The sequence below is a fragment of the Paracoccus sp. SSK6 genome (genome assembly GCF_039770665.1).
Classification (GTDB): Bacteria; Pseudomonadota; Alphaproteobacteria; order Rhodobacterales; family Rhodobacteraceae; genus Paracoccus.
The window spans coordinates 28,296-46,097 of the sequence record NZ_JBDPNJ010000016.1; the positions used below are offsets into that span (position 1 = coordinate 28,296).

14 protein-coding genes are annotated in these 17,802 nt (G+C 65.2%); 8 read left to right on the forward strand and 6 right to left on the reverse strand.

The window, feature by feature from the left end:
• Positions 1 to 191: 191 nt before the first annotated feature.
• From AAIL68_RS11740 to AAIL68_RS11755, 4 genes are all read right to left on the reverse strand, one after another.
• Complete coding sequence (locus AAIL68_RS11740; RefSeq protein ID WP_347139962.1) at positions 192 to 794, reverse strand: VPLPA-CTERM sorting domain-containing protein; 603 nt, start codon at positions 792 to 794, stop codon at positions 192 to 194.
• Between the two features lie 466 nt (positions 795 to 1,260).
• Entirely contained in the window at positions 1,261 to 3,060 is a 1,800-nt protein-coding gene (locus AAIL68_RS11745; protein ID WP_347139963.1) for an NAD(P)/FAD-dependent oxidoreductase, read from the reverse strand.
• A 131-nt stretch (positions 3,061 to 3,191) separates the two neighbouring features.
• A complete protein-coding gene (locus AAIL68_RS11750; protein ID WP_347139964.1) occupies positions 3,192 to 4,922 on the reverse strand; it encodes a sigma-54-dependent Fis family transcriptional regulator in 1,731 nt (576 codons plus the stop codon).
• 72 nt (positions 4,923 to 4,994) lie between these two features.
• Complete coding sequence (locus AAIL68_RS11755) at positions 4,995 to 5,759, reverse strand: DeoR/GlpR family DNA-binding transcription regulator (RefSeq protein WP_347139965.1); 765 nt, start codon at positions 5,757 to 5,759, stop codon at positions 4,995 to 4,997.
• A gap of 120 nt (positions 5,760 to 5,879) precedes the next feature.
• On the opposite strand from AAIL68_RS11755, the gene glpD reads away from it, so the two are divergent.
• The 8 genes from glpD to AAIL68_RS11795 all read left to right on the forward strand — a co-directional run bounded on the left by glpD (position 5,880) and on the right by AAIL68_RS11795 (position 15,344).
• On the forward strand, positions 5,880 to 7,430 hold the full coding sequence (gene glpD, locus AAIL68_RS11760; RefSeq protein ID WP_347139966.1) for a glycerol-3-phosphate dehydrogenase: 1,551 nt from the start codon (positions 5,880 to 5,882) through the stop codon (positions 7,428 to 7,430).
• Entirely contained in the window at positions 7,427 to 8,491 is a 1,065-nt protein-coding gene (locus AAIL68_RS11765; protein WP_347139967.1) for an ABC transporter ATP-binding protein, read from the forward strand. The genes glpD and AAIL68_RS11765 overlap by 4 nt, the downstream gene beginning before the upstream one ends.
• Positions 8,492 to 9,571, forward strand: a complete 1,080-nt coding sequence (locus tag AAIL68_RS11770) for an ABC transporter ATP-binding protein (RefSeq protein ID WP_347139968.1) — start codon at positions 8,492 to 8,494, stop codon at positions 9,569 to 9,571.
• Complete coding sequence (locus AAIL68_RS11775) at positions 9,571 to 10,437, forward strand: sugar ABC transporter permease (RefSeq protein WP_347139969.1); 867 nt, start codon at positions 9,571 to 9,573, stop codon at positions 10,435 to 10,437. The genes AAIL68_RS11770 and AAIL68_RS11775 overlap by 1 nt, the downstream gene beginning before the upstream one ends.
• Entirely contained in the window at positions 10,434 to 11,249 is an 816-nt protein-coding gene (locus AAIL68_RS11780; protein WP_347139970.1) for a carbohydrate ABC transporter permease, read from the forward strand. The genes AAIL68_RS11775 and AAIL68_RS11780 overlap by 4 nt, the downstream gene beginning before the upstream one ends.
• Positions 11,249 to 11,650, forward strand: a complete 402-nt coding sequence (locus AAIL68_RS11785; RefSeq protein WP_347139971.1) for a DUF2160 domain-containing protein — start codon at positions 11,249 to 11,251, stop codon at positions 11,648 to 11,650. The genes AAIL68_RS11780 and AAIL68_RS11785 overlap by 1 nt, the downstream gene beginning before the upstream one ends.
• A 40-nt stretch (positions 11,651 to 11,690) precedes the next feature.
• Complete coding sequence (locus tag AAIL68_RS11790; RefSeq protein WP_347139972.1) at positions 11,691 to 13,406, forward strand: ABC transporter substrate-binding protein; 1,716 nt, start codon at positions 11,691 to 11,693, stop codon at positions 13,404 to 13,406.
• A 1,188-nt stretch (positions 13,407 to 14,594) separates the two neighbouring features.
• Positions 14,595 to 15,344 carry a hypothetical protein gene (locus AAIL68_RS11795; RefSeq protein ID WP_347139973.1) on the forward strand — a complete coding sequence of 250 codons (750 nt, stop codon included), beginning with the start codon at positions 14,595 to 14,597 and terminating at the stop codon, positions 15,342 to 15,344.
• Here AAIL68_RS11795 and AAIL68_RS11800 read toward each other — a convergent pair.
• Together AAIL68_RS11800 and AAIL68_RS11805 are read right to left on the reverse strand one after the other, a co-directional pair.
• The gene (locus AAIL68_RS11800; protein ID WP_347139974.1) at positions 15,341 to 17,011 is read right to left on the reverse strand and encodes a formate--tetrahydrofolate ligase; all 1,671 of its coding nucleotides are present in this window, start codon (positions 17,009 to 17,011) and stop codon (positions 15,341 to 15,343) included. The genes AAIL68_RS11795 and AAIL68_RS11800 overlap by 4 nt on opposite strands.
• 68 nt (positions 17,012 to 17,079) lie before the next feature.
• Positions 17,080 to 17,667, reverse strand: a complete 588-nt coding sequence (locus AAIL68_RS11805; protein WP_347139975.1) for a uracil-DNA glycosylase family protein — start codon at positions 17,665 to 17,667, stop codon at positions 17,080 to 17,082.
• Positions 17,668 to 17,802: the final 135 nt, after the last annotated feature.

A 17,802-nucleotide genomic window follows, 5' to 3' on the forward strand; every position in this document is an offset into this window, starting at 1 on the left:
GCGACCTGCTCTTGCGGCGATGTGGGTCGGGCACCTTTTCGACGGCGTAGCGCCGGGTAATCCGTCAAGGCCTGTGAACCCGTCTGCCTGCACGATGCCCGTGTACCAACCTGGCCGTGACAAGAAAGACAGCCCGGATCGAAGATCCGGGCTGTCTTGAGTTGCTTTGTTTCCAGAGAGCGCCTCTAGACTCAGCTCTGGCGTTTGCGGCGGGCCCGGATGCCGCCAAGGGCACCCACTCCGCCGAGCAGCAACAAGGCAGAGGCGGGCAGGGGAACAGGCGCCGGCGCTTCGGTCAAGGTAAAGGTCGCCCCGGTCGTAGTCCCCGTTCCAAATCCGAGTTCGGCGGCATCCTTGAAGGAATAGCTCAGGACATGGCCATCGCCAAAGTCCACCGAGCCCGAACCGGCAGTCCATTTAAGGATACCGCCCGTGATGGTTCCCAAAACCGTGATAAAGCCTGCATAGCCCGATCCTCCCGCAGCGGCATTCGAAGGAGACGAGAAGTTCAAGTCAACGTTGACTGAATACTTGCCTCCACCGGAAGCCCAGGGTTTGGTCAGCAGAACCTTCCAATCGAACAGGTCATCGACAGACGCAGTTTCGCCCACAGTGTTCAGATCGAAGCTGTTTCCCAGAACGGCGCCGTCAAGCTTGCAGTCACCGGGAAAGCAGAAATCCTTTCCTGTGACAGTCACGTCGCCGGGATCGATCGTGAAGGTTGCTGCGGAAGCGATGCTGACGCTGAGCGCAGTCGCAAGCGTAGCCGCAGTAAGGTATTTGCAGATGCTCATGAGGAGACCTCTCTTTACTAAGAAACCGCGACAGTCCCAAAGCACCGACACCGAGCTGCGGACCCGCATCTCCCTTGTATGAATTGTCCGCGAATAAAGACATATTGTACTTACATTCGATGATTCAACCGAAAGGAGAAATATTCATCTGGTTTTTCGACGGCAGATTTGTTCCAACAAGAGTTGTCGAATAAATTTGAGAACCGATATTTCAATGAGCGTCCAAGGCTGTGACACAGCCCCTCAATGTTTTCTGCAATCTTCGCGTGTAATCTGCCTATCCCGTTCCGCGTCATAAAACCCGATGAGGAATGTCCATCACGCCGTCGGTGGTGATCCTCCATTCCGGCCCAGAGGCTTGTTGAAGCTGGCCGATTCCTTGGGCAGGACAGGCTGTCGCCTTCATCATCTTCTCCAAACCCCGGAATGGAGCGCCCGGCCGGAAGGCAGCCGGGCGCAAGGTGCATCACGACAGGTGATGCACCTGCTGCAAGCCATAGACCGGCGTATCCAGACCCTCCATCCGCGCCTTGAGCTGAAGCGCAAGATACAGCGAATAGTGCCGCGACTGGTGCAGGTTGCCGCCGTGGAACCACAGGTTTTCCTGCTGGGTGGGCTTCCACATGTTGCGCTGCTCGCCTTCCCAGGGACCGGGATCCTTGGTCGTGTCCGAGCCGAGGCCCCAGACCTTGCCCACCTTGTCGGCGACCTCCTGGCTGATGAGATCGGCCGCCCAGCCGTTCATGCTGCCATAGCCCGTAGCCATGACGACAAGGTCCGCCTCAAGGCGCGTGCCGTCCTTCAAAATCACGGCATCTTCCTCGAAATGATCGACCTGGCCTTTGACCAGCTTCACCTCGCCGTCGATGATAAGCTGGCTGGCGCCCACGTCGATGTAATAGCCCGAGCCGCGCCGCAGATATTTCATGAACAGGCCCGATTCGTCGTCGCCCCAGTCAAGCTCGAACCCCGCCTTCTCAAGCCCGGCATAGAACTCGGCGTCGCGTTCGCGCATCTGCTTGTAAAGCGGGATCTGGAATTCGTGCATGATCCGATAGGGCAGCGAGGCGAAGATCATGTCCGCCTTCTCGGTCGTCACGCCATTGGCCAGGGCCTCCTCGGAGTAAAGCGCGCCAAGCCCGATCTCCATCAGGCTGTCCGACCTGACGATATGGGTCGATGAACGCTGCACCATGGTCACGTCGGCATCCGCCTCCCACAGGGCGGCGCAGATGTCGTGGGCCGAGTTGTTGGACCCGATGACGACGACCTTCCTGCCGGTCCAGGCGTCCGGTCCGTCATGCTGCGACGAATGCTGGATCGTCCCCTTGAAGCGGTCCATTCCGGGGAATGTCGGCATGTTCGGCTTGCCCGACATGCCGGTGGCCAGCACAAGCTGCGTGGGCTTCAGCTTGACCTGTTCGCCATCGCGGTTGACCAGGACGGTCCAGGTGCCAGAGACTTCGTCATATTGGGCCGACTGCACCTCGGAGCGGGTCCAGTAGTTGATCTCCATGACCCTGGTGTACATTTCCAGCCAGTCGCCGACCTTGTCCTTGGGCGTGAAGACCGGCCAATTGTCGGGGAACTTGATATAGGGCAGGTGGTCGTACCAGATCGGGTCATGCAGGCACAGCGACTTGTAGCGGCTGCGCCACTGGTCGCCGGGGCGGTTGTGCTTGTCCAGCACGATGGTCGGCACGCCCAGCTGCCGCAGCCTTGCCGCCAGCGCGATGCCGCCCTGGCCGCCACCCACGATCACCGTATAGGGCTGGATGTCATAGCCAAGGCTGGCTTCCTCGGCCTCGCGGCTTTCCTTCCAGGTGGTGCGGTTCTTGCGCGCGCCATGTTCGGCACCCATCGGGCGGCGCTTGCCGCGGTTCTCCTCGAACCCCTTCAGTTCCTGCAGCGCCGTCAGCAGGGTCCAGATGCGGTCGTCCTTCAGCCTCATCAGGCCCCAGCCGCGCCCTGCCTTCGTCTCGAAGGTGATCCAGGCGGTGATGACGCCGTCCTCCTCGGCGGGGATCTCTCCGGCCTGGATCTGGAAATTAACAGGCTTCGTGTGCGCCAACTGCTGCGACAGCATGTCGGCCACGCCCTCCGGGCCTTCGACCGTCTTCAGATTCCACGTTACCGCCACCAGATCGCGCCAATAGCTGTCGGTGGCGAACAGCGCCTTGGCGCCATCCACATCGCCCGCCTGCAGCGCGGCGTTCAATGTATAAAGCACCTGCTGCGTGCGGGACGTTACGGTTGAATCAAGCATTGCCTCTCCTCCTCATCCTTGAAGGAGTATCGGGGCCGTTTCTCCAGGCGATCCACGAAAAGATCGGCACCGCTGCCGGAAAAACGGACGCTGCGATGCGGCATGTTGCAGGCGCAACGCCGCGCAACATCTCAGGCGGGCGGCTGCAACCCGGCCTTGCGCAGGCGGCGCAGGATGGTCGAACGATTGACCCCCAGCCGCCGCGCGGCGCAGGACATGTTCCAGCCGCAGGCCTCCATGACCTGCTCCAGCGATTCTTCGGGATCGGTTACCGGGGTCGCGGCACCGACGGGCGCGGGCAGGTCGGGCTGATCGATCACCCGCCCTTCGCAAAGCGCGACCGCCACATCCAGCACCTGCTCAAGCTCTCGCAGGTTGCCGGGCCAGGGACGGCCAAGCAGCGCGGCACGGGCCGAGGGCGAGAGCCGCATGTCATCGGGTGCGCGCCGCCGCAGCAGCCGGTCCAGCAGCCAGCCCAGATCCTGCCTCTGGCGCAGGGGCGGCAGGTTCAGCGTGGCGCCGGCGATGCGGTGGAACAGCGGCCGGGAAAGACCCAGGGCGCCAGCCCCGACGCATGTGGTCGCCACCGGCCTCAGGCAGCCGTGACTGTCCAACAGCGCCGCAAGCGCGGCGGCCGTGTCTTCGGGCAGATCCTCGATCCGGCGCAGCAGCAGCGTTGTCGGGTTTTTCACGTCGCGGCAGGCATCCTGCAGCGCCCTGGGGGACAGCCCGGCGCAATCGAGGCCCAGGAAGCCGCTTGCCGTTCCCGCCGTGTGGATCGCGCGGGCCAGCCTTGTCTTGCCGGTCCCCGTTTCCCCGGTGATCAGCAGCGGCACGGTGGTGCGCGCCAGCTTCGCCGCCCGCGAAAGAACCTGCTCCATGGCGGGATCGTCGCCCGCCAGCCCCGCCAGCGGGCCGCCCTGGCGGCTGCTGCGTGGCGCGGTGCGCGGCGCCTGCGGGGCGATGGCATGGCCGAACAGCGCCCCGCCGTCCCGCATCTCGATGATCCGGTCCTCGGTCGGGCGGTCGCGCATCAGGTCCGGCAGGTCATCGACCGTCAGCCCCAGCACGTCGTCGATCCGGCGCCCGAGGATTGCGCCGCCATCGGGAAACAGGCGGCGCGCGGCGCGGGTATAGCCAAGAACCCGGCCCGAGCCGTCCAGCCGAACAGCGGCCTCGGGATCGACATCAAGGAATTCGGGGCTGTCGGACAGCCGCAGCACCCAGTCGCGCCGGCTTTCCGCCATGAGGTTCGCCATCTCGACCCGCCGCGCCGCATTGGTCACAAGGCTCATCGCAAGGTTCTGGCTGCGCTTCGGCGTGGGCGAGCGCAGCAGCGAAATGTCCAGCACCGCCGCCAGACCGCCCAAGCTGTCGAAGATCGGCGCGGCGGTGCAGCTGAGCGAAAGATGCGCATTGCCGAAATGATCGTCCTGATGAACGGTCACCGGCGCTTGCGTGACGATGCAGGCCCCGACGCCGCAGGTGCCCGCCAGGTCCTCGGACCAGTTGGAACCCAGATAAAGCCCGGCCGCGCGCAGGTCATCGACGAAAAAGTCGTCCCCGAAGAAATCGACGCAGACGCCCTTCGCATCCGTCAGAAGCAGGACATAGTTCTGCCCGGCGACCTGCCGGAACAGGCTCTGTAGGCTGGACCGTGCCGCCCCGATCATCCATTCCGCCTGCTTGCGGTGATCGCGAAGCTCCGCCTCGGTCACGATATGGGCGGGATCGTTGCGCGACGGATCCATGCCGTAGAGTTCGACGCAGCGCCGCCAAGACGCCGACACGAAACTGTCGCGCCCCGTCTGCGTGCCGTCCAGAACCTGCTCGATCTCCCTGACGTGATGACGATCGGTCATTCCGCCCTCCCACAGCCCCGGCGACAGGCTAGCACGGCAAGGGCGGTTCGGCAGACCAGACTTTTGTCCGGCTCAACTGCCGGGGGGTGCCACCACCACGCGCGTTCCCCCTGCGTCGCACATCTTGCACAAGGACTCCGGCACCGGCTGGTCGATGAACAGCGCGTCAAGCTGGGCAAGGGAAGCCACCCGGATCGGGGCCTTCTGCGCCAGCTTGGCCGAATCCGTCACCAGCCAGCGTTCGCGCCCCTGCTGCAGGATGGCGCGGCTGACCCGCACCTCGGCCAGGTCGAAATCCAGAATGTCGCCGTCCTCGTCCAGGGCCGAGCAGCCGATGATGGCGTAGTCGGTCTTGAAATTCGCCATGAACTCGCTGGTCAGGTCGCCGATCAACCCCCCATCCGTCCGCCGCAGCAGCCCGCCCGCGACCAGAACCTCGCAACTGTCGTTGGCAGCCAGGATATTGGCCACGTTCATGTTGTTGGTCACGACCGTCAGGTTGCGGTGGCCCAGCAGGGCGCGGGCCACAGCCTCGGTCGTGGTGCCGATGTTGAGGATCACCGAACTGTTGTCGGGGATCTGGGCGGCGCAGGCGCGGCCGATGGCGGCCTTGGCCTCCTCGTTCATGCGGCGGCGTTCGGCATAGGCGATGTTGCTGGCGCCGCTGCGCAGGATCGCGCCCCCATGGACGCGGTCCAGCACGCCCTGGTCGGCCAGTTCCGCCAGGTCGCGGCGGATCGTCTGCGGCGTCACCCCCAGTCCCGCCGACAGTTCCTCGACGCTGGCCCGGCCCGAGGTGCGCACGACTTCGAGGATCTGCATCTGCCTGATGTTCATCCTTCCAGAAGAACGCGCGACGGCCATCTGTCAAGTGAAAGAAACTGCACGGAAACGAACATCCATGTTGACAGAATCCGCGCGTGGATGTTCGACTTGCCCTGCGGGGAGAGGAGCAACATGCCGGCTGCGACGGATCTGTTCGTCATCGGTGGGGGGATCAACGGCACGGGGATTGCCCGCGATGCCGCCGGGCGGGGCCTTTCCGTCCGGCTGGCGGAACAGGGCGACCTGGCCGGGGCCACCAGCAGCGCCTCGACCAAGCTGTTCCACGGCGGGCTGCGCTATCTGGAGTTCCTCGAACTGCGGCTGGTGCGCGAATCGCTGCGCGAACGCGAGGTGCTGTTGCGCGCGATGCCGCATATCGCCTGGCCCATGCGCTTCGTTCTGCCGCTGGACCCGCAGATGCGCTTTGCCGGGAAGACGCCGGTGTCGCGGATCCTGTCGGTGCTGATGCCCTGGGCGCGCGGGCATCGCCCCAACCTTGTGATCCGCGGGGGGCTGTTTCTGTATGACAACCTCGGTGCGCGGGAAATCCTGCCGGGCACCAGTTCGCTGGACCTGCGGAACGCGCCCGAAGGCGCGCCGCTGCAGGACCGGCTGGTGCGGGCCTATGAATATTCCGACGCCTGGGTGGACGATGCCCGGCTGGTGGTCCTGAATGCCCGCGACGCCGCAGCGCGCGGGGCCGACATCATGGTCGGCGCCAAGGTGACCGAGGCGCGGCGCGAGGGCGACGGCTGGACCGTCCGGCTGGCCGACGGCCGCAGCTTCCCCGCGCGCGTGCTGGTGAACGCGGCGGGGCCGTGGGTGGGGCAGGTGATCCGCGACGTTGCGCATCTGCCCTCGACCGAAGGGGTGCGGCTGGTGCGCGGCAGCCATATCGTGACGCGACGGCTGTTCGATCATGCCAAGGCCTATTTCCTGCAAGGGCAGGACGGGCGGATCGTCTTTGCCATTCCTTACCAGAACGACTTCACCCTGATCGGCACGACCGACATGGACCACAAGGGCCCGCCCGGCGAGGCCACCTGCACACCCGAGGAGGTCGATTACCTCTGCCGCTTTGTCTCAGACTATTTCCGGCGCCCCGTGACGCCCGCCGACGTGGTCTGGACCTATTCGGGGGTCAGGCCGCTTTACGATGACGGCTCGTCCTCGGCCACGGCGGCGACGCGCGATTATGTGCTGTCGCTGGACGACAGGGGCGCGCCCTGCCTGCATGTCTTCGGCGGCAAGATCACCACCTATCGCCGTCTGGCCGAGGCCGCGCTGGCGAAGCTGTCCCCGCATCTGCCCGGCGCGGGCGGGCCTTGGACCGCAGGCGCGCATCTTCCCGGCGGCGACTTTCCGGTGGACGGGGCAGGGGCGCTGGCGAACGCCCTGCGGCGCGACCATCCCTTCCTGACGCCGGGCTGGGCGAACCGGCTGGTTCGCGCCTATGGGACCGAGGCCGCGCAGGTACTGGGCGGCGCGAAGACGGCTGCCGACCTGGGGCGCGACTTAGGCGCGACATTGACCGAATCCGAAGTTCGCTGGATGATTGGGCGCGAATGGGCGCGTGATGCGCAGGCTGTGCTGTGGCGCCGGTCCAAGCTGGGCCTTCGCTTGACGCCCGAGCAGGTCGCGGCGGTCGAGGATTACATCGCAAGCGAAAGGGTCGCGGCATGACGCTGGAGCTTCGGGGCGTCTCCAAGGAGGTCGGCGGGCAGGTCTGGATCCATCCCACCGATCTGACGCTGGCGGCGGGCAGCATGAACGTGCTGCTGGGGCCGACGCTGTCGGGCAAGACGACCTTGATGCGGCTGATGGCGGGACTGGACCAGCCCAGCGCCGGGCGGATCTTCTGGCAGGGTCAGGACGTGACTGGCCAGCCGGTGCAGAAGCGCGGCGTGGCGATGGTCTATCAGCAGTTCATCAACTACCCCTCGATGACCGTTTACGACAATATCGCCTCGCCCCTGCGCCTGCAGCGGGTGGCGCGGGCCGAGATCGACGCCCGCGTGCGCCAGACGGCCGAGATGATGCGCCTGACGCCGATGCTGGAGCGCCGACCGCTGGAACTGTCGGGCGGCCAGCAGCAGCGCACGGCGCTGGCCCGCGCGCTGGTCAAGGGCGCGGGGCTGGTGCTGCTGGACGAGCCGCTGGCCAACCTCGACTACAAGCTGCGCGAGGAGTTGCGGGCCGAAATCCCCCGCATCTTCGAGGCATCCGGCGCGATCTTCGTCTATGCCACGACCGAGCCCGAGGAGGCGCTGCTTCTGGGCGGCAACACCGCGACGCTGTGGGAGGGCAGGGTGACGCAGTTCGGCCCGACGCCGCAGGTCTACCGCGCCCCGCAGGACGCCGTGACCGCGCGCGTGTTCAGCGACCCGCCCATGAACTTCAAGCGCATCGCCGTGCGGGACGGCGAGGCCCTGCTGGACACTGCCCGCTGGCCCGTGGATGTGCCCGACGGCTTCTACACCGCAGGTTTCCGTGCGCCGCATCTGACGCTGGAACAGTTCCCCCGCGCTGTGCCCTTGTCGGCGCGTCTAGACGCGACCGAGATCACGGGGGCCGAGACCTATCTGCACCTGCTGCATGGCGAGGACCGCTGGGTCGGACTGGTCCCCGGTATCCGCAGGCTGCCGCAGGGACCGCTGACGCTGTGGCTGGATCCGGCGCATGTCTATCTGTTCGACGAAGGCGGACGGCTCGCCCGCGCCGCCCCCTATGCGCGGGCGGCGTGAATGGCGCGGATCACGCTGGACAACCTCGCCCACAGCTACAGCCCCGCGCCCAAGGCGAATGCCGACTGGGCGCTGAAGCCGATGTCGCTGACCTGGCGCGACGGCGGGGCCTATGCGCTGCTGGGGTCGTCCGGCTGTGGCAAGACTACGCTGCTGAACATTATCTCGGGGCTGCTGCGGCCCTCGCGCGGGCGGGTGCTGTTCGGCGACCGCGACGTGACGGACCTGCCCACGGCGGGGCGCAACATCGCGCAGGTGTTCCAGTTCCCGGTCGTCTACGACACCATGACCGTCCGCCAGAACCTCGCCTTCCCGCTGAAGAACCGGGGTTTGCCAGTGGCGCAGATCGCCGCGCGGGTGGAGGCCGTGGCCCGCATGATCGGGATGGAGGAGACGCTGGATCGTCGCGCCCGCGGCCTGACGGCCGATGCCAAGCAGAAGATCAGCCTTGGACGCGGGATGGTGCGGCAGGACGTGAACGCGATCCTCTTCGACGAGCCGCTGACCGTGATCGACCCGCAGATGAAGTGGGAGCTGCGCACCCAGCTCAAGGCTCTGCACCGCGAGTTCGGCCACACGATGATCTATGTCACCCACGACCAGACCGAGGCTCTGACCTTCGCCGACGAGGTCGTCGTCATGTCCGAGGGCCGCGTCGTGCAGGCGGGCACCCCGCAATCGCTCTTCGACGCGCCCGCCCATACCTTCGTCGGCTATTTCATCGGCTCGCCCGGCATGAACCTGCTGGACGCCGAGGTGCAGGGCACCACCGCCCGCATTGCCGGGACCACCATTCCCCTTGGCGCCGCCTATCCGGTGCCGCAAGGCCGCGTGCAGATCGGCATCCGCCCCGACGCCGCGCGTCCCTCGACCGAGGGCCTGCCCTTCCGCCTGATCCGCGCCGAGGACGTGGGCCACCACCGCATCCTGCGCGGCGAGGTCGGGGGCGCGCCCTTCAACATGGTTGTCCCCGAGGATCAGCCGATCCCCGCCACATTCGACCGCGTGGCGCTGGACCCCGCCCGCATCGGCGTCTTCGTCGATGACTGGCGCATCGAGCCACTGGAAAGGGCCGCGTGATGGACAAGCCCGTCAACAACCGCGCCTGGTTCCTGGTCCTGCCGGTGCTGGTGCTGGTGGCCTTTTCCGCCGTGATCCCGCTGATGACGGTGGTCAACTACTCGGTGCAGGACACATTCGGCAACAACCAGTTCTTCTGGAACGGCCTCGGCTGGTTCCAGGAGGTGCTGGAGTCGGACCGCATCCATGCAGCGCTCGGCCGGCAGCTTCTGTTCTCGGCCATCATCCTGGCGATCGAGATCCCCTTGGGCATCTTCATCGCGCTGAACATGCCCAAGCGCGGCTTCTGGGCCAGCCTTGTCCTGGTGCTGATGGCGCTGCCCCTGCTGATCCCGTGGAACGTGGTGGGCACCATCTGGCAGGTCTTCGGCCGCGTGGACATCGGGTTGCTGGGGCATACGCTGGCGGCGCTGGGCATCGACTACAACTATGTCAACGATCCCATCGACGCCTGGGCCACGATTATCGTCATGGACGTCTGGCACTGGACCAGCCTTGTCGCGCTGCTCTGCTATGCCGGCCTGCAGTCCATCCCAGACGCCTATTACCAGGCTGCCCGCATCGACCAGGCCAGCCGCTGGGGCGTCTTCCGTTTCATCGAACTGCCCAAGATGTCGGGCGTCCTGCTCATCGCGGTGCTGCTGCGCTTCATGGACAGCTTCATGATCTATACGGAACCCTTTGTCGTCACCGGCGGCGGTCCCGGCAACGCCACGACCTTCCTGTCCATCGACTTGGTGAAGATGGCGATCGGGCAGTTCGACCTCGGCCCGGCGGCGGCCTTCAGCCTGATCTACTTCCTCGTGATCCTGCTGATCTCATGGGTGTTCTACACCGTCATGACCGCGCAGAGGGACACGCCATGACGGCCCGGCGCGCATCCCTCGGGTCGGCCGTCGTGATGACCTTTTATCTGCTGTTCCTGCTGGTGCCGATCTACTGGCTGGTGAACATGAGCCTGAAGACCAATGCCGAGATCACCGGCACCTTCAGCCTCTGGCCCCTGAACCCGACGCTGGCCAACTATCGCGTGATCCTGACGGACCCGAGCTGGTACATGGGCTATGTCAACAGCCTGATCTATGTCGTCATGAACACGGCGCTGTCGCTGGCCGTGGCGCTGCCGGCGGCTTACGCCTTCAGCCGCTACCGCTTCCTTGGCGACAAGCACCTGTTCTTCTGGCTGCTGACGAACCGCATGGCCCCGCCCGCCGTCTTCGCGCTGCCCTTCTTCCAGCTTTATTCCGCCGTGGGCCTGTTCGACACCCACATCGCCGTGGCCTTGGCGCATTGCCTCTTCAACGTGCCGCTGGCGGTCTGGATTCTGGAAGGCTTCATGTCCGGCGTCCCGCGCGAGATTGACGAGACCGCCTATATCGACGGCTACTCCTTCCCGCGCTTCTTCACGCGGATCTTCATGCCCCTGATCGCCAGCGGCATCGGCGTCGCCGCCTTCTTCTGCTTCATGTTTTCCTGGGTCGAACTGCTGCTGTCCCGCACGCTGACCAGCGTCAATGCCAAGCCCATCGCCGCGACGATGACCCGCACGGTCAGCGCCTCGGGCCTTGATTGGGGCGTGCTGGCGGCGGCGGGGGTGCTGACGATCCTGCCGGGCGCCTTGGTGATCTGGTTCGTGCGGAACTACATCGCCAAGGGCTTTGCCTTGGGGAGGGTGTGATGCGCAGCCGTTCCCTGTCCATGGGCTTCGCCGCCGCCGCCCTGCTGATGCTGGGGGTACTCGCCTGGCTGATTGCCCTGGTCCCGACCGAGGATGGCGTCCGCGAATGGACCGGCAGCCTCAACCCCGGTGGCTGGATGGCCTGGACCTTTCCGACCGCGCTGTTCTTCTGGGTGATCGCGGCGCTGCTGCTGGTCTTCACCTGGGCCGCCATCCGGTCGCCCGAGACGCCGCGCAGGGGCCTTCTGGGGATCTGGACCACGCGGGGCGACCGGCTGTTCATCAGCCTGCTCGGCGCGGCCTTCATCAACCTTGCCTGGCTGGGCTTTGTAGGAACGCCCGCTTGGGGAGGGTTGATCCTGTCACTGATCTACGCCGCGGCGGTGTTCCGCTGGGTGTGAAAACCGGGCCGTAAAAGGCCCATCCTGGGGAGGAGAAGACATGAAGTTCCAACTGACGACGGCCATGGCGCTTGCGCTGATGGTCACCGGCGCGCAGGCCGGGATGGAGGAGGCCAAGGCCTTCCTGGACGCCGAGATCGGCGACATGTCCAGCCTGGACCGCGCCGCGCAAGAGGCCGAGATGCAGTGGTTCATCGACGCTGCCCAGCCCTTCGCGGGGATGGAAATCAAGGTGGTGTCGGAAACCATCACCACCCACGAATACGAATCCAAGGTGCTTGCCCCCGCCTTCACGGCGATCACCGGCATCAAACTGACCCACGACCTGATCGGCGAGGGCGATGTCGTCGAAAAGCTGCAGACGCAGATGCAGTCGGGAGAGAACATCTATGACGCCTATGTCAACGACAGCGACCTGATCGGCACCCACTGGCGCTATCAGCAGGCGCGGAACCTGACCGACTGGATGGCGAATGCCGGGAAGGACGTGACCAACCCGAACCTCGACATCGACGACTTCATCGGCAAGTCCTTCACCACCGCGCCGGACGGGAACCTGTATCAACTGCCCGACCAGCAGTTCGCGAACCTCTACTGGTTCCGCAAGGACTGGTTCGACGACGAGACGAACAAGGCCGAGTTCAAGGAGAAATACGGCTATGACCTGGGCGTGCCGGTCACCTGGTCGGCCTATGAGGACATCGCCGAGTTCTTCACGGGGCGAGAGATCGACGGCAAGAAGGTCTTCGGCCACATGGACTACGGCAAGAAAGACCCGTCCTTGGGCTGGCGCTTCACCGACGCCTGGCTGTCGATGGCGGGGAACGGCGACAAGGGCATCCCGAACGGGTTGCCGGTGGATGAATGGGGCATCCGCGTCGATGAGAACAGCCGCCCGGTCGGAAGCTGCGTGGCGCGCGGCGGCGACACCAACGGCCCGGCCTCGGTCTATGCGATCCAGAAATACCTGGACTGGATGAGCAAATACGCGCCCCCCGCCGCCCAGGGCATGACCTTCAGCGAAAGCGGCCCGGTCCCCAGCCAGGGCGAGGTCGCGCAGCAGATGTTCACCTATACCGCCTTCACCGCCGACTTCGTCAAGGAAGGCCTGCCGGTCGTGAACGAGGACGGCACGCCCAAATGGCGCTTTGCGCCGTCGCCCCACGGCGCCTATTGGCAGGACGGCATGAAGCTGGGCTACCAGGACGCGGGATCCTGGACGCTGATGAAGTCCACGCCCGACGACCGTGCCAAGGCCGCCTGGCTTTACGCGCAGTTCGTCACATCCAAGACCGTGGACGTGAAGAAAAGCCATGTGGGCCTGACCTTCATCCGCCAGTCCACGCTGGACCACCAGTCCTTCACCGACCGCGCGCCGAAACTGGGCGGGCTGATCGAGTTCTATCGCAGCCCCGCCCGCCTGCAGTGGTCGCCCACGGGGACCAACGTGCCAGATTACCCCAAGCTGGCGCAACTGTGGTGGCAGGCCATCGGCGACGCGGCCTCCGGCGCCAAGACCGCACAGGAAGCGATGGACAGCCTTTGTGCCGAGCAGGAAAAGGTCATGGAGCGGCTGGAGCGCGCGGGTGTGCAGGGCGACATCGGCCCGAAGATGGCCGAGGAGCATGACCTTGAATGGTGGAACAACTATGCCAAGGAACATGGCACCATCGCGCCGCAACTGAAGCTGGAAAACGAGGATCCGCAGCCGGAAACCATCAGCTATGACGAGTTGGTGAAAAGCTGGCAGCAGTAAGGCTTGCAGCCCCTGGGGAACCCGGACCTCCGGGTTCCCGCAATCCACCCTGGCAAGGGCGCGATTGTCCTGTGCCTTGGGCGGAGTTGATGGCTATCGCTTGCGCCCGGCACTCGCCTCTCCCATGGCAACAGGATTGAGGGCACCCAAGGAGCCGCTGAACCCGGCTGTCACCATCGCGTGGTAGATGCTGCTTTGGGCGCAGGTGACGGCGTGCCGGTGCCGGATACCTGGATACCGGCAACGCCTTCCTGACGAAAGAAAACGTGGACGGCTGATACAGACGGCAATCGGCCCCTTGGGCCGTTTGCCTGTTTTCGGAGGCTCCATGGGCTATCTGGAAGCGCGCGGCCTGGCGACTTTCCCGGTGTGACCGCGCTGGACGGCGTCGATCTGTCGATCTGACTGGGCCGGACCCATACCCTGGCGGGCAAAAACGGCGCAGGCAAATCGACGCTGGTCAAGTCCTGACCCGCACGGATCATGCCAGCCGCGCACGATCAGCATCGGGCGCGACGCGGGTGGACCGCATGTGACCTTCAACTTTTGGGGGCAGCTTTCTGTACTGGCCGGACTGCTGAGGGTGGCGCGTCAGGGAACGCGCAGCCGTCCATCGGTCAAGCCTGGATCCTCGCGCCGATCGCGGCATCGGTCATAGGCAGGGTGGCCACGACCGAAAGCGTGGGCTCTCCTTTGGGCGCAATGTTCGGGGCCGGCATCATCGTCAACATCATCGTCCTGTTCGGTGTTTCTCCTGGCCAGCGGAGGCAAGGAGGTGAGAGTTGAAATCCGATCCCTGTCATCCTTATCTTGTGATGCTCGCGCCCAACCTTGGCGTTGCCACGGCCGCGAAGCCCCAATACCATCATTGTGCAGGTGGTATGCGTAAATGGTCCCTTCCGTTGGGTGAGTCAGGCAAGTGGCCCGACAGAGCGTCGGCTCAAAGACCCTTTGGCTGCGAGGAGCCGGCCAGAATGCAATATGTGAAAAAGTTTCATTTAATTTACAGGATTTCCTTTCCCAATTGTCTGTCGAAAATATTGCCAAATCCTTAATCGAGGTTTCTAATCTGTAATCGGTTCAGGGAGGATCTCGGCCATGCCTCAAAACCCGGCTTATAAGCAGCTTCTGACCTTGATCACTGCACGAAGCTTGCAGTGGTTGCGTGGTCGGATAGAGCAGATGCCAATGGCGCCGCTTCCAGGAAGCCCGGCTATTACTGACCTGGCCAATATTGCAGTTGTTGCAAATATCTGCAGTGGCTTTCGCGGCTCGGAGGCTCCGCTGCAAACGTTTCTCCGAAGCCGCTTTACATCCTCGTTTATCGAAACGTTCATTCTTGATTTTCAATGCAGTCCCGCAAGCAGCATTTATCCCGGCTCCGCCCTGCTTCGCTTTCTGCCGTCCCAGGATCTGATCCAGATCCTCCCCGGCGCCCGCCCCTTGCCTGAACGCCTTGCCTTGTCCGACCTGTCGTGCCGCAACCTTCTTGCCGAAGCCGCGGCATTCCTGCGCCGCCCCGTGCCCGAGGAATGCCTGACGGACGATACCATCGACACCTATGCCCGCGTGCTGGGACTATGCTATCGCTTTGGCGAGGAACGGCCGCGCTTTGATGATGTCCGCACCTACGGCGATGCCTATGCGAACTGCCTGCGGTTTGCCGATTGGGCGCAGCGGAAGGGGCATCTGGTGCCGCTGGCGCAGATGGGCTTTTGCCTGTGCCTGATCGACCCCGACCATGACATCGCCCCCATGCTTGCGGATGTCATCTCCAGCCAGCGGCCCGACGGCTCCTTTCCCACTCGGCTGGGATTCGGGACGGCCGATCAGGATGGGGCGGCCTTGCAGCCGACGCTGGCGGCGCTGGCGGCATTGCAGATCGCGACCCATGGGCGCTGGCACGGGCTTCCGCCAAGCGTGCCATTGGCGGCCTAGAACAGGCCTTCGATCTGGCCCAGGCCGTTCAGGCCGATGGTTTCGGCTGCCGGATGGCGGGGCAGGCCGGGCATGGTCATGATCTGGCCGCAGATCGCCACCACGAAACCCGCGCCCGCGTTCAACCGGACCTCACGCACGGGGATGACATGGCCTTCGGGGGCACCGCGCAGGTCGGGATCGGTCGAAAAGGAATATTGCGTCTTCGCGATGCAGACGGGCAGGTGGCCGTGGCCTTCTTCCTCCCACAGGTCCAGTTGGGCACGGACGCCGGCCAAGGCCTCGACATGGGCGGCGCGGTGGATGCGGGTGCAGATCGTCTCGATCTTCTGCCACAGCGACATCGAGTCGGGATAAAGGGTGCGGAAATCGGCCTTGCCGCTTTCCACAAGGCTGACGACACGACGGGCCAGGTCTTCCGCGCCCGCGCCGCCCCTGGCCCAATGATGGCAGGGGATCGCCTCGGTCCCATGGCGGGCGCAATAGTCCTGCACAGCCCGGATTTCCGCAGGGCTGTCGCCCGCGAAGTGGTTGATGGCGACAACCAACGGCAGGCCGAAGCCGCGCAGGTTCTCGATATGGCGGCCAAGGTTCGCGCAGCCGCGCGTCACGGCGGCCACGTCCTCGGTCCCCAGGTTTTCCTTGGCAACACCGCCGTTCATCTTCAGCGCGCGGATGGTGGCCACCAGCACGGCGGCGGCAGGCGACAGGCCTGCCAGGCGGCACTTGATGTCCAGGAACTTCTCGGCCCCCAGGTCGGCGCCGAAGCCTGCCTCGGTCACGACATAGTCGGACAGGCGCAGCGCGGTGTCGGTGGCGATCACGCTGTTGCAGCCATGGGCGATATTGGCGAAGGGGCCGCCATGGACCAGGGCAGGGTTGTTCTCCAGGGTCTGGACCAGGTTCGGCTGCAAGGCATCGCGCAGTAGCACGGTCATGGCGCCGTCGGCCTTGAGGTCGCGGGCTGTGACGGGGCGGCGGTCGCGGGTATAGCCCACGACGATCCGGCCAAGGCGGGCGTGCAGGTCGTCCAGGTCGCGGGCAAGGCACAGGATCGCCATGACCTCGGACGCGACGGTGATGTCAAAGCCGGTCTGGCGTGAAAACCCGTTAGCGGCGCCGCCAAGCCCCACCACGATGTCGCGGAGGGCGCGGTCGTTCATGTCCATCACGCGCCGCCAGGTGATGCGGCGCGTGTCGATGTCCAGGTCGTTGCCCCAGTAGATGTGGTTGTCGATCATTGCGGCGAGCAGGTTGTGCGCTGCGGTGATCGCATGGAAATCGCCGGTGAAATGGAGGTTCATCTCCTCCATCGGCACGATCTGGGCGTGCCCGCCGCCTGCCGCGCCGCCCTTCATGCCGAAGTTCGGGCCCAGGCTCGCCTCGCGGATGCAGACGGTGGCGCGCTTGCCGATGCGGTTCAGCGCATCGCCAAGGCCCACGGTGGTGGTCGTCTTGCCCTCGCCCGCAGGGGTCGGGTTGATGGCCGTGACCAGCACCAGATGGCCGCGCGGTCGGTCGGCCAGTCCTGCCAGCGCGTGATGCGCGATCTTGGCCTTGTCGGGGCCGTATCGGAGGATGTCGTCGTCGCCCAGGCCCAGCCGGGCGGCGATGTCGGCGATGGGCAGCTTGCGGGCAGCGCGGGCGATCTGGATGTCGGTGGTCATGCCGACAGCGCATGGCGCAGCGCACACCGCCCTGTCAACATGGGGCACGCGCAAGCCGGACCAAAAGGTCAGTCGTTGCGCGTCAATTCCGTTCGGACGGCTGCACGAAGGTCGGGCAGCAGGTCCGTTTCGAACCACGGATTTCGCCGCAGCCAGCCGGTGTTGCGCCAGGATGGATGGGGCAGGGGAAAGACCCCTGGCGCATGATCCCGCCAGGACGCCACGGCCCCGGTCACGTCGCGCAGCCCAAGATGCCAGCGGATCGCATGGCCGCCGACCAGCAGCGTCAGCCGGGGCTGCAACTGCGCCATGACCTGACCCCGCCAGGTTTTCGCGCAAAGCGGCGGCGGCGGCAGGTCCGATCCGCGCGCGTCATAGCCGGGAAAGCAGAAGGCCATGGGCACGATGGCGATGCGGTCCTGGTCATAGAAGATGGACTGGTCCACCCCCATCCAGTCGCGCAGCCGGTCGCCCGAGCGGTCGGTAAAGGGTCGCCCGCTTTGATGCACGCGCATTCCGGGCGCCTGGCCCACCACAAGGATGCGCGCGCCGGGGCGGAACCAGACGACGGGGCGGGGATCATGGGCCGTGGCCGTGGCGGCAAAGCGCGGGGCACAAAGGCGGCAGGCACGGATGGACTGTTCAAGCAGGGACATGAGGAACAGATAGTGAAAATGTTGCGTGTTTGAAGGGTGACAAACGCGCTTCGGGCAGGCATCACGGAAGGGGAAAACTGGACACTGCGTTCGCCTGACAATAGTGTCGCCAGCCGGGCGATCCGGGCCAAGGGC

Coding starts and splice junctions, on each gene's coding strand:
- AAIL68_RS11795 (WP_347139973.1), top strand. CDS start 14,595: ATGGCGCCGCTTCCAGGAAGCCCGGCTATTACTGACCTGGCCAATATT.
- glpD (WP_347139966.1), top strand. CDS start 5,880: ATGCCGGCTGCGACGGATCTGTTCGTCATCGGTGGGGGGATCAACGGC.
- AAIL68_RS11785 (WP_347139971.1), top strand. CDS start 11,249: ATGCGCAGCCGTTCCCTGTCCATGGGCTTCGCCGCCGCCGCCCTGCTG.
- AAIL68_RS11790 (WP_347139972.1), top strand. CDS start 11,691: ATGAAGTTCCAACTGACGACGGCCATGGCGCTTGCGCTGATGGTCACC.
- AAIL68_RS11780 (WP_347139970.1), top strand. CDS start 10,434: ATGACGGCCCGGCGCGCATCCCTCGGGTCGGCCGTCGTGATGACCTTT.
- AAIL68_RS11805 (WP_347139975.1), bottom strand. CDS start 17,667: ATGTCCCTGCTTGAACAGTCCATCCGTGCCTGCCGCCTTTGTGCCCCG.
- AAIL68_RS11740 (WP_347139962.1), bottom strand. CDS start 794: ATGAGCATCTGCAAATACCTTACTGCGGCTACGCTTGCGACTGCGCTC.
- AAIL68_RS11755 (WP_347139965.1), bottom strand. CDS start 5,759: ATGAACATCAGGCAGATGCAGATCCTCGAAGTCGTGCGCACCTCGGGC.
- AAIL68_RS11765 (WP_347139967.1), top strand. CDS start 7,427: ATGACGCTGGAGCTTCGGGGCGTCTCCAAGGAGGTCGGCGGGCAGGTC.
- AAIL68_RS11775 (WP_347139969.1), top strand. CDS start 9,571: ATGGACAAGCCCGTCAACAACCGCGCCTGGTTCCTGGTCCTGCCGGTG.
- AAIL68_RS11770 (WP_347139968.1), top strand. CDS start 8,492: ATGGCGCGGATCACGCTGGACAACCTCGCCCACAGCTACAGCCCCGCG.
- AAIL68_RS11750 (WP_347139964.1), bottom strand. CDS start 4,922: ATGACCGATCGTCATCACGTCAGGGAGATCGAGCAGGTTCTGGACGGC.
- AAIL68_RS11745 (WP_347139963.1), bottom strand. CDS start 3,060: ATGCTTGATTCAACCGTAACGTCCCGCACGCAGCAGGTGCTTTATACA.
- AAIL68_RS11800 (WP_347139974.1), bottom strand. CDS start 17,011: ATGACCACCGACATCCAGATCGCCCGCGCTGCCCGCAAGCTGCCCATC.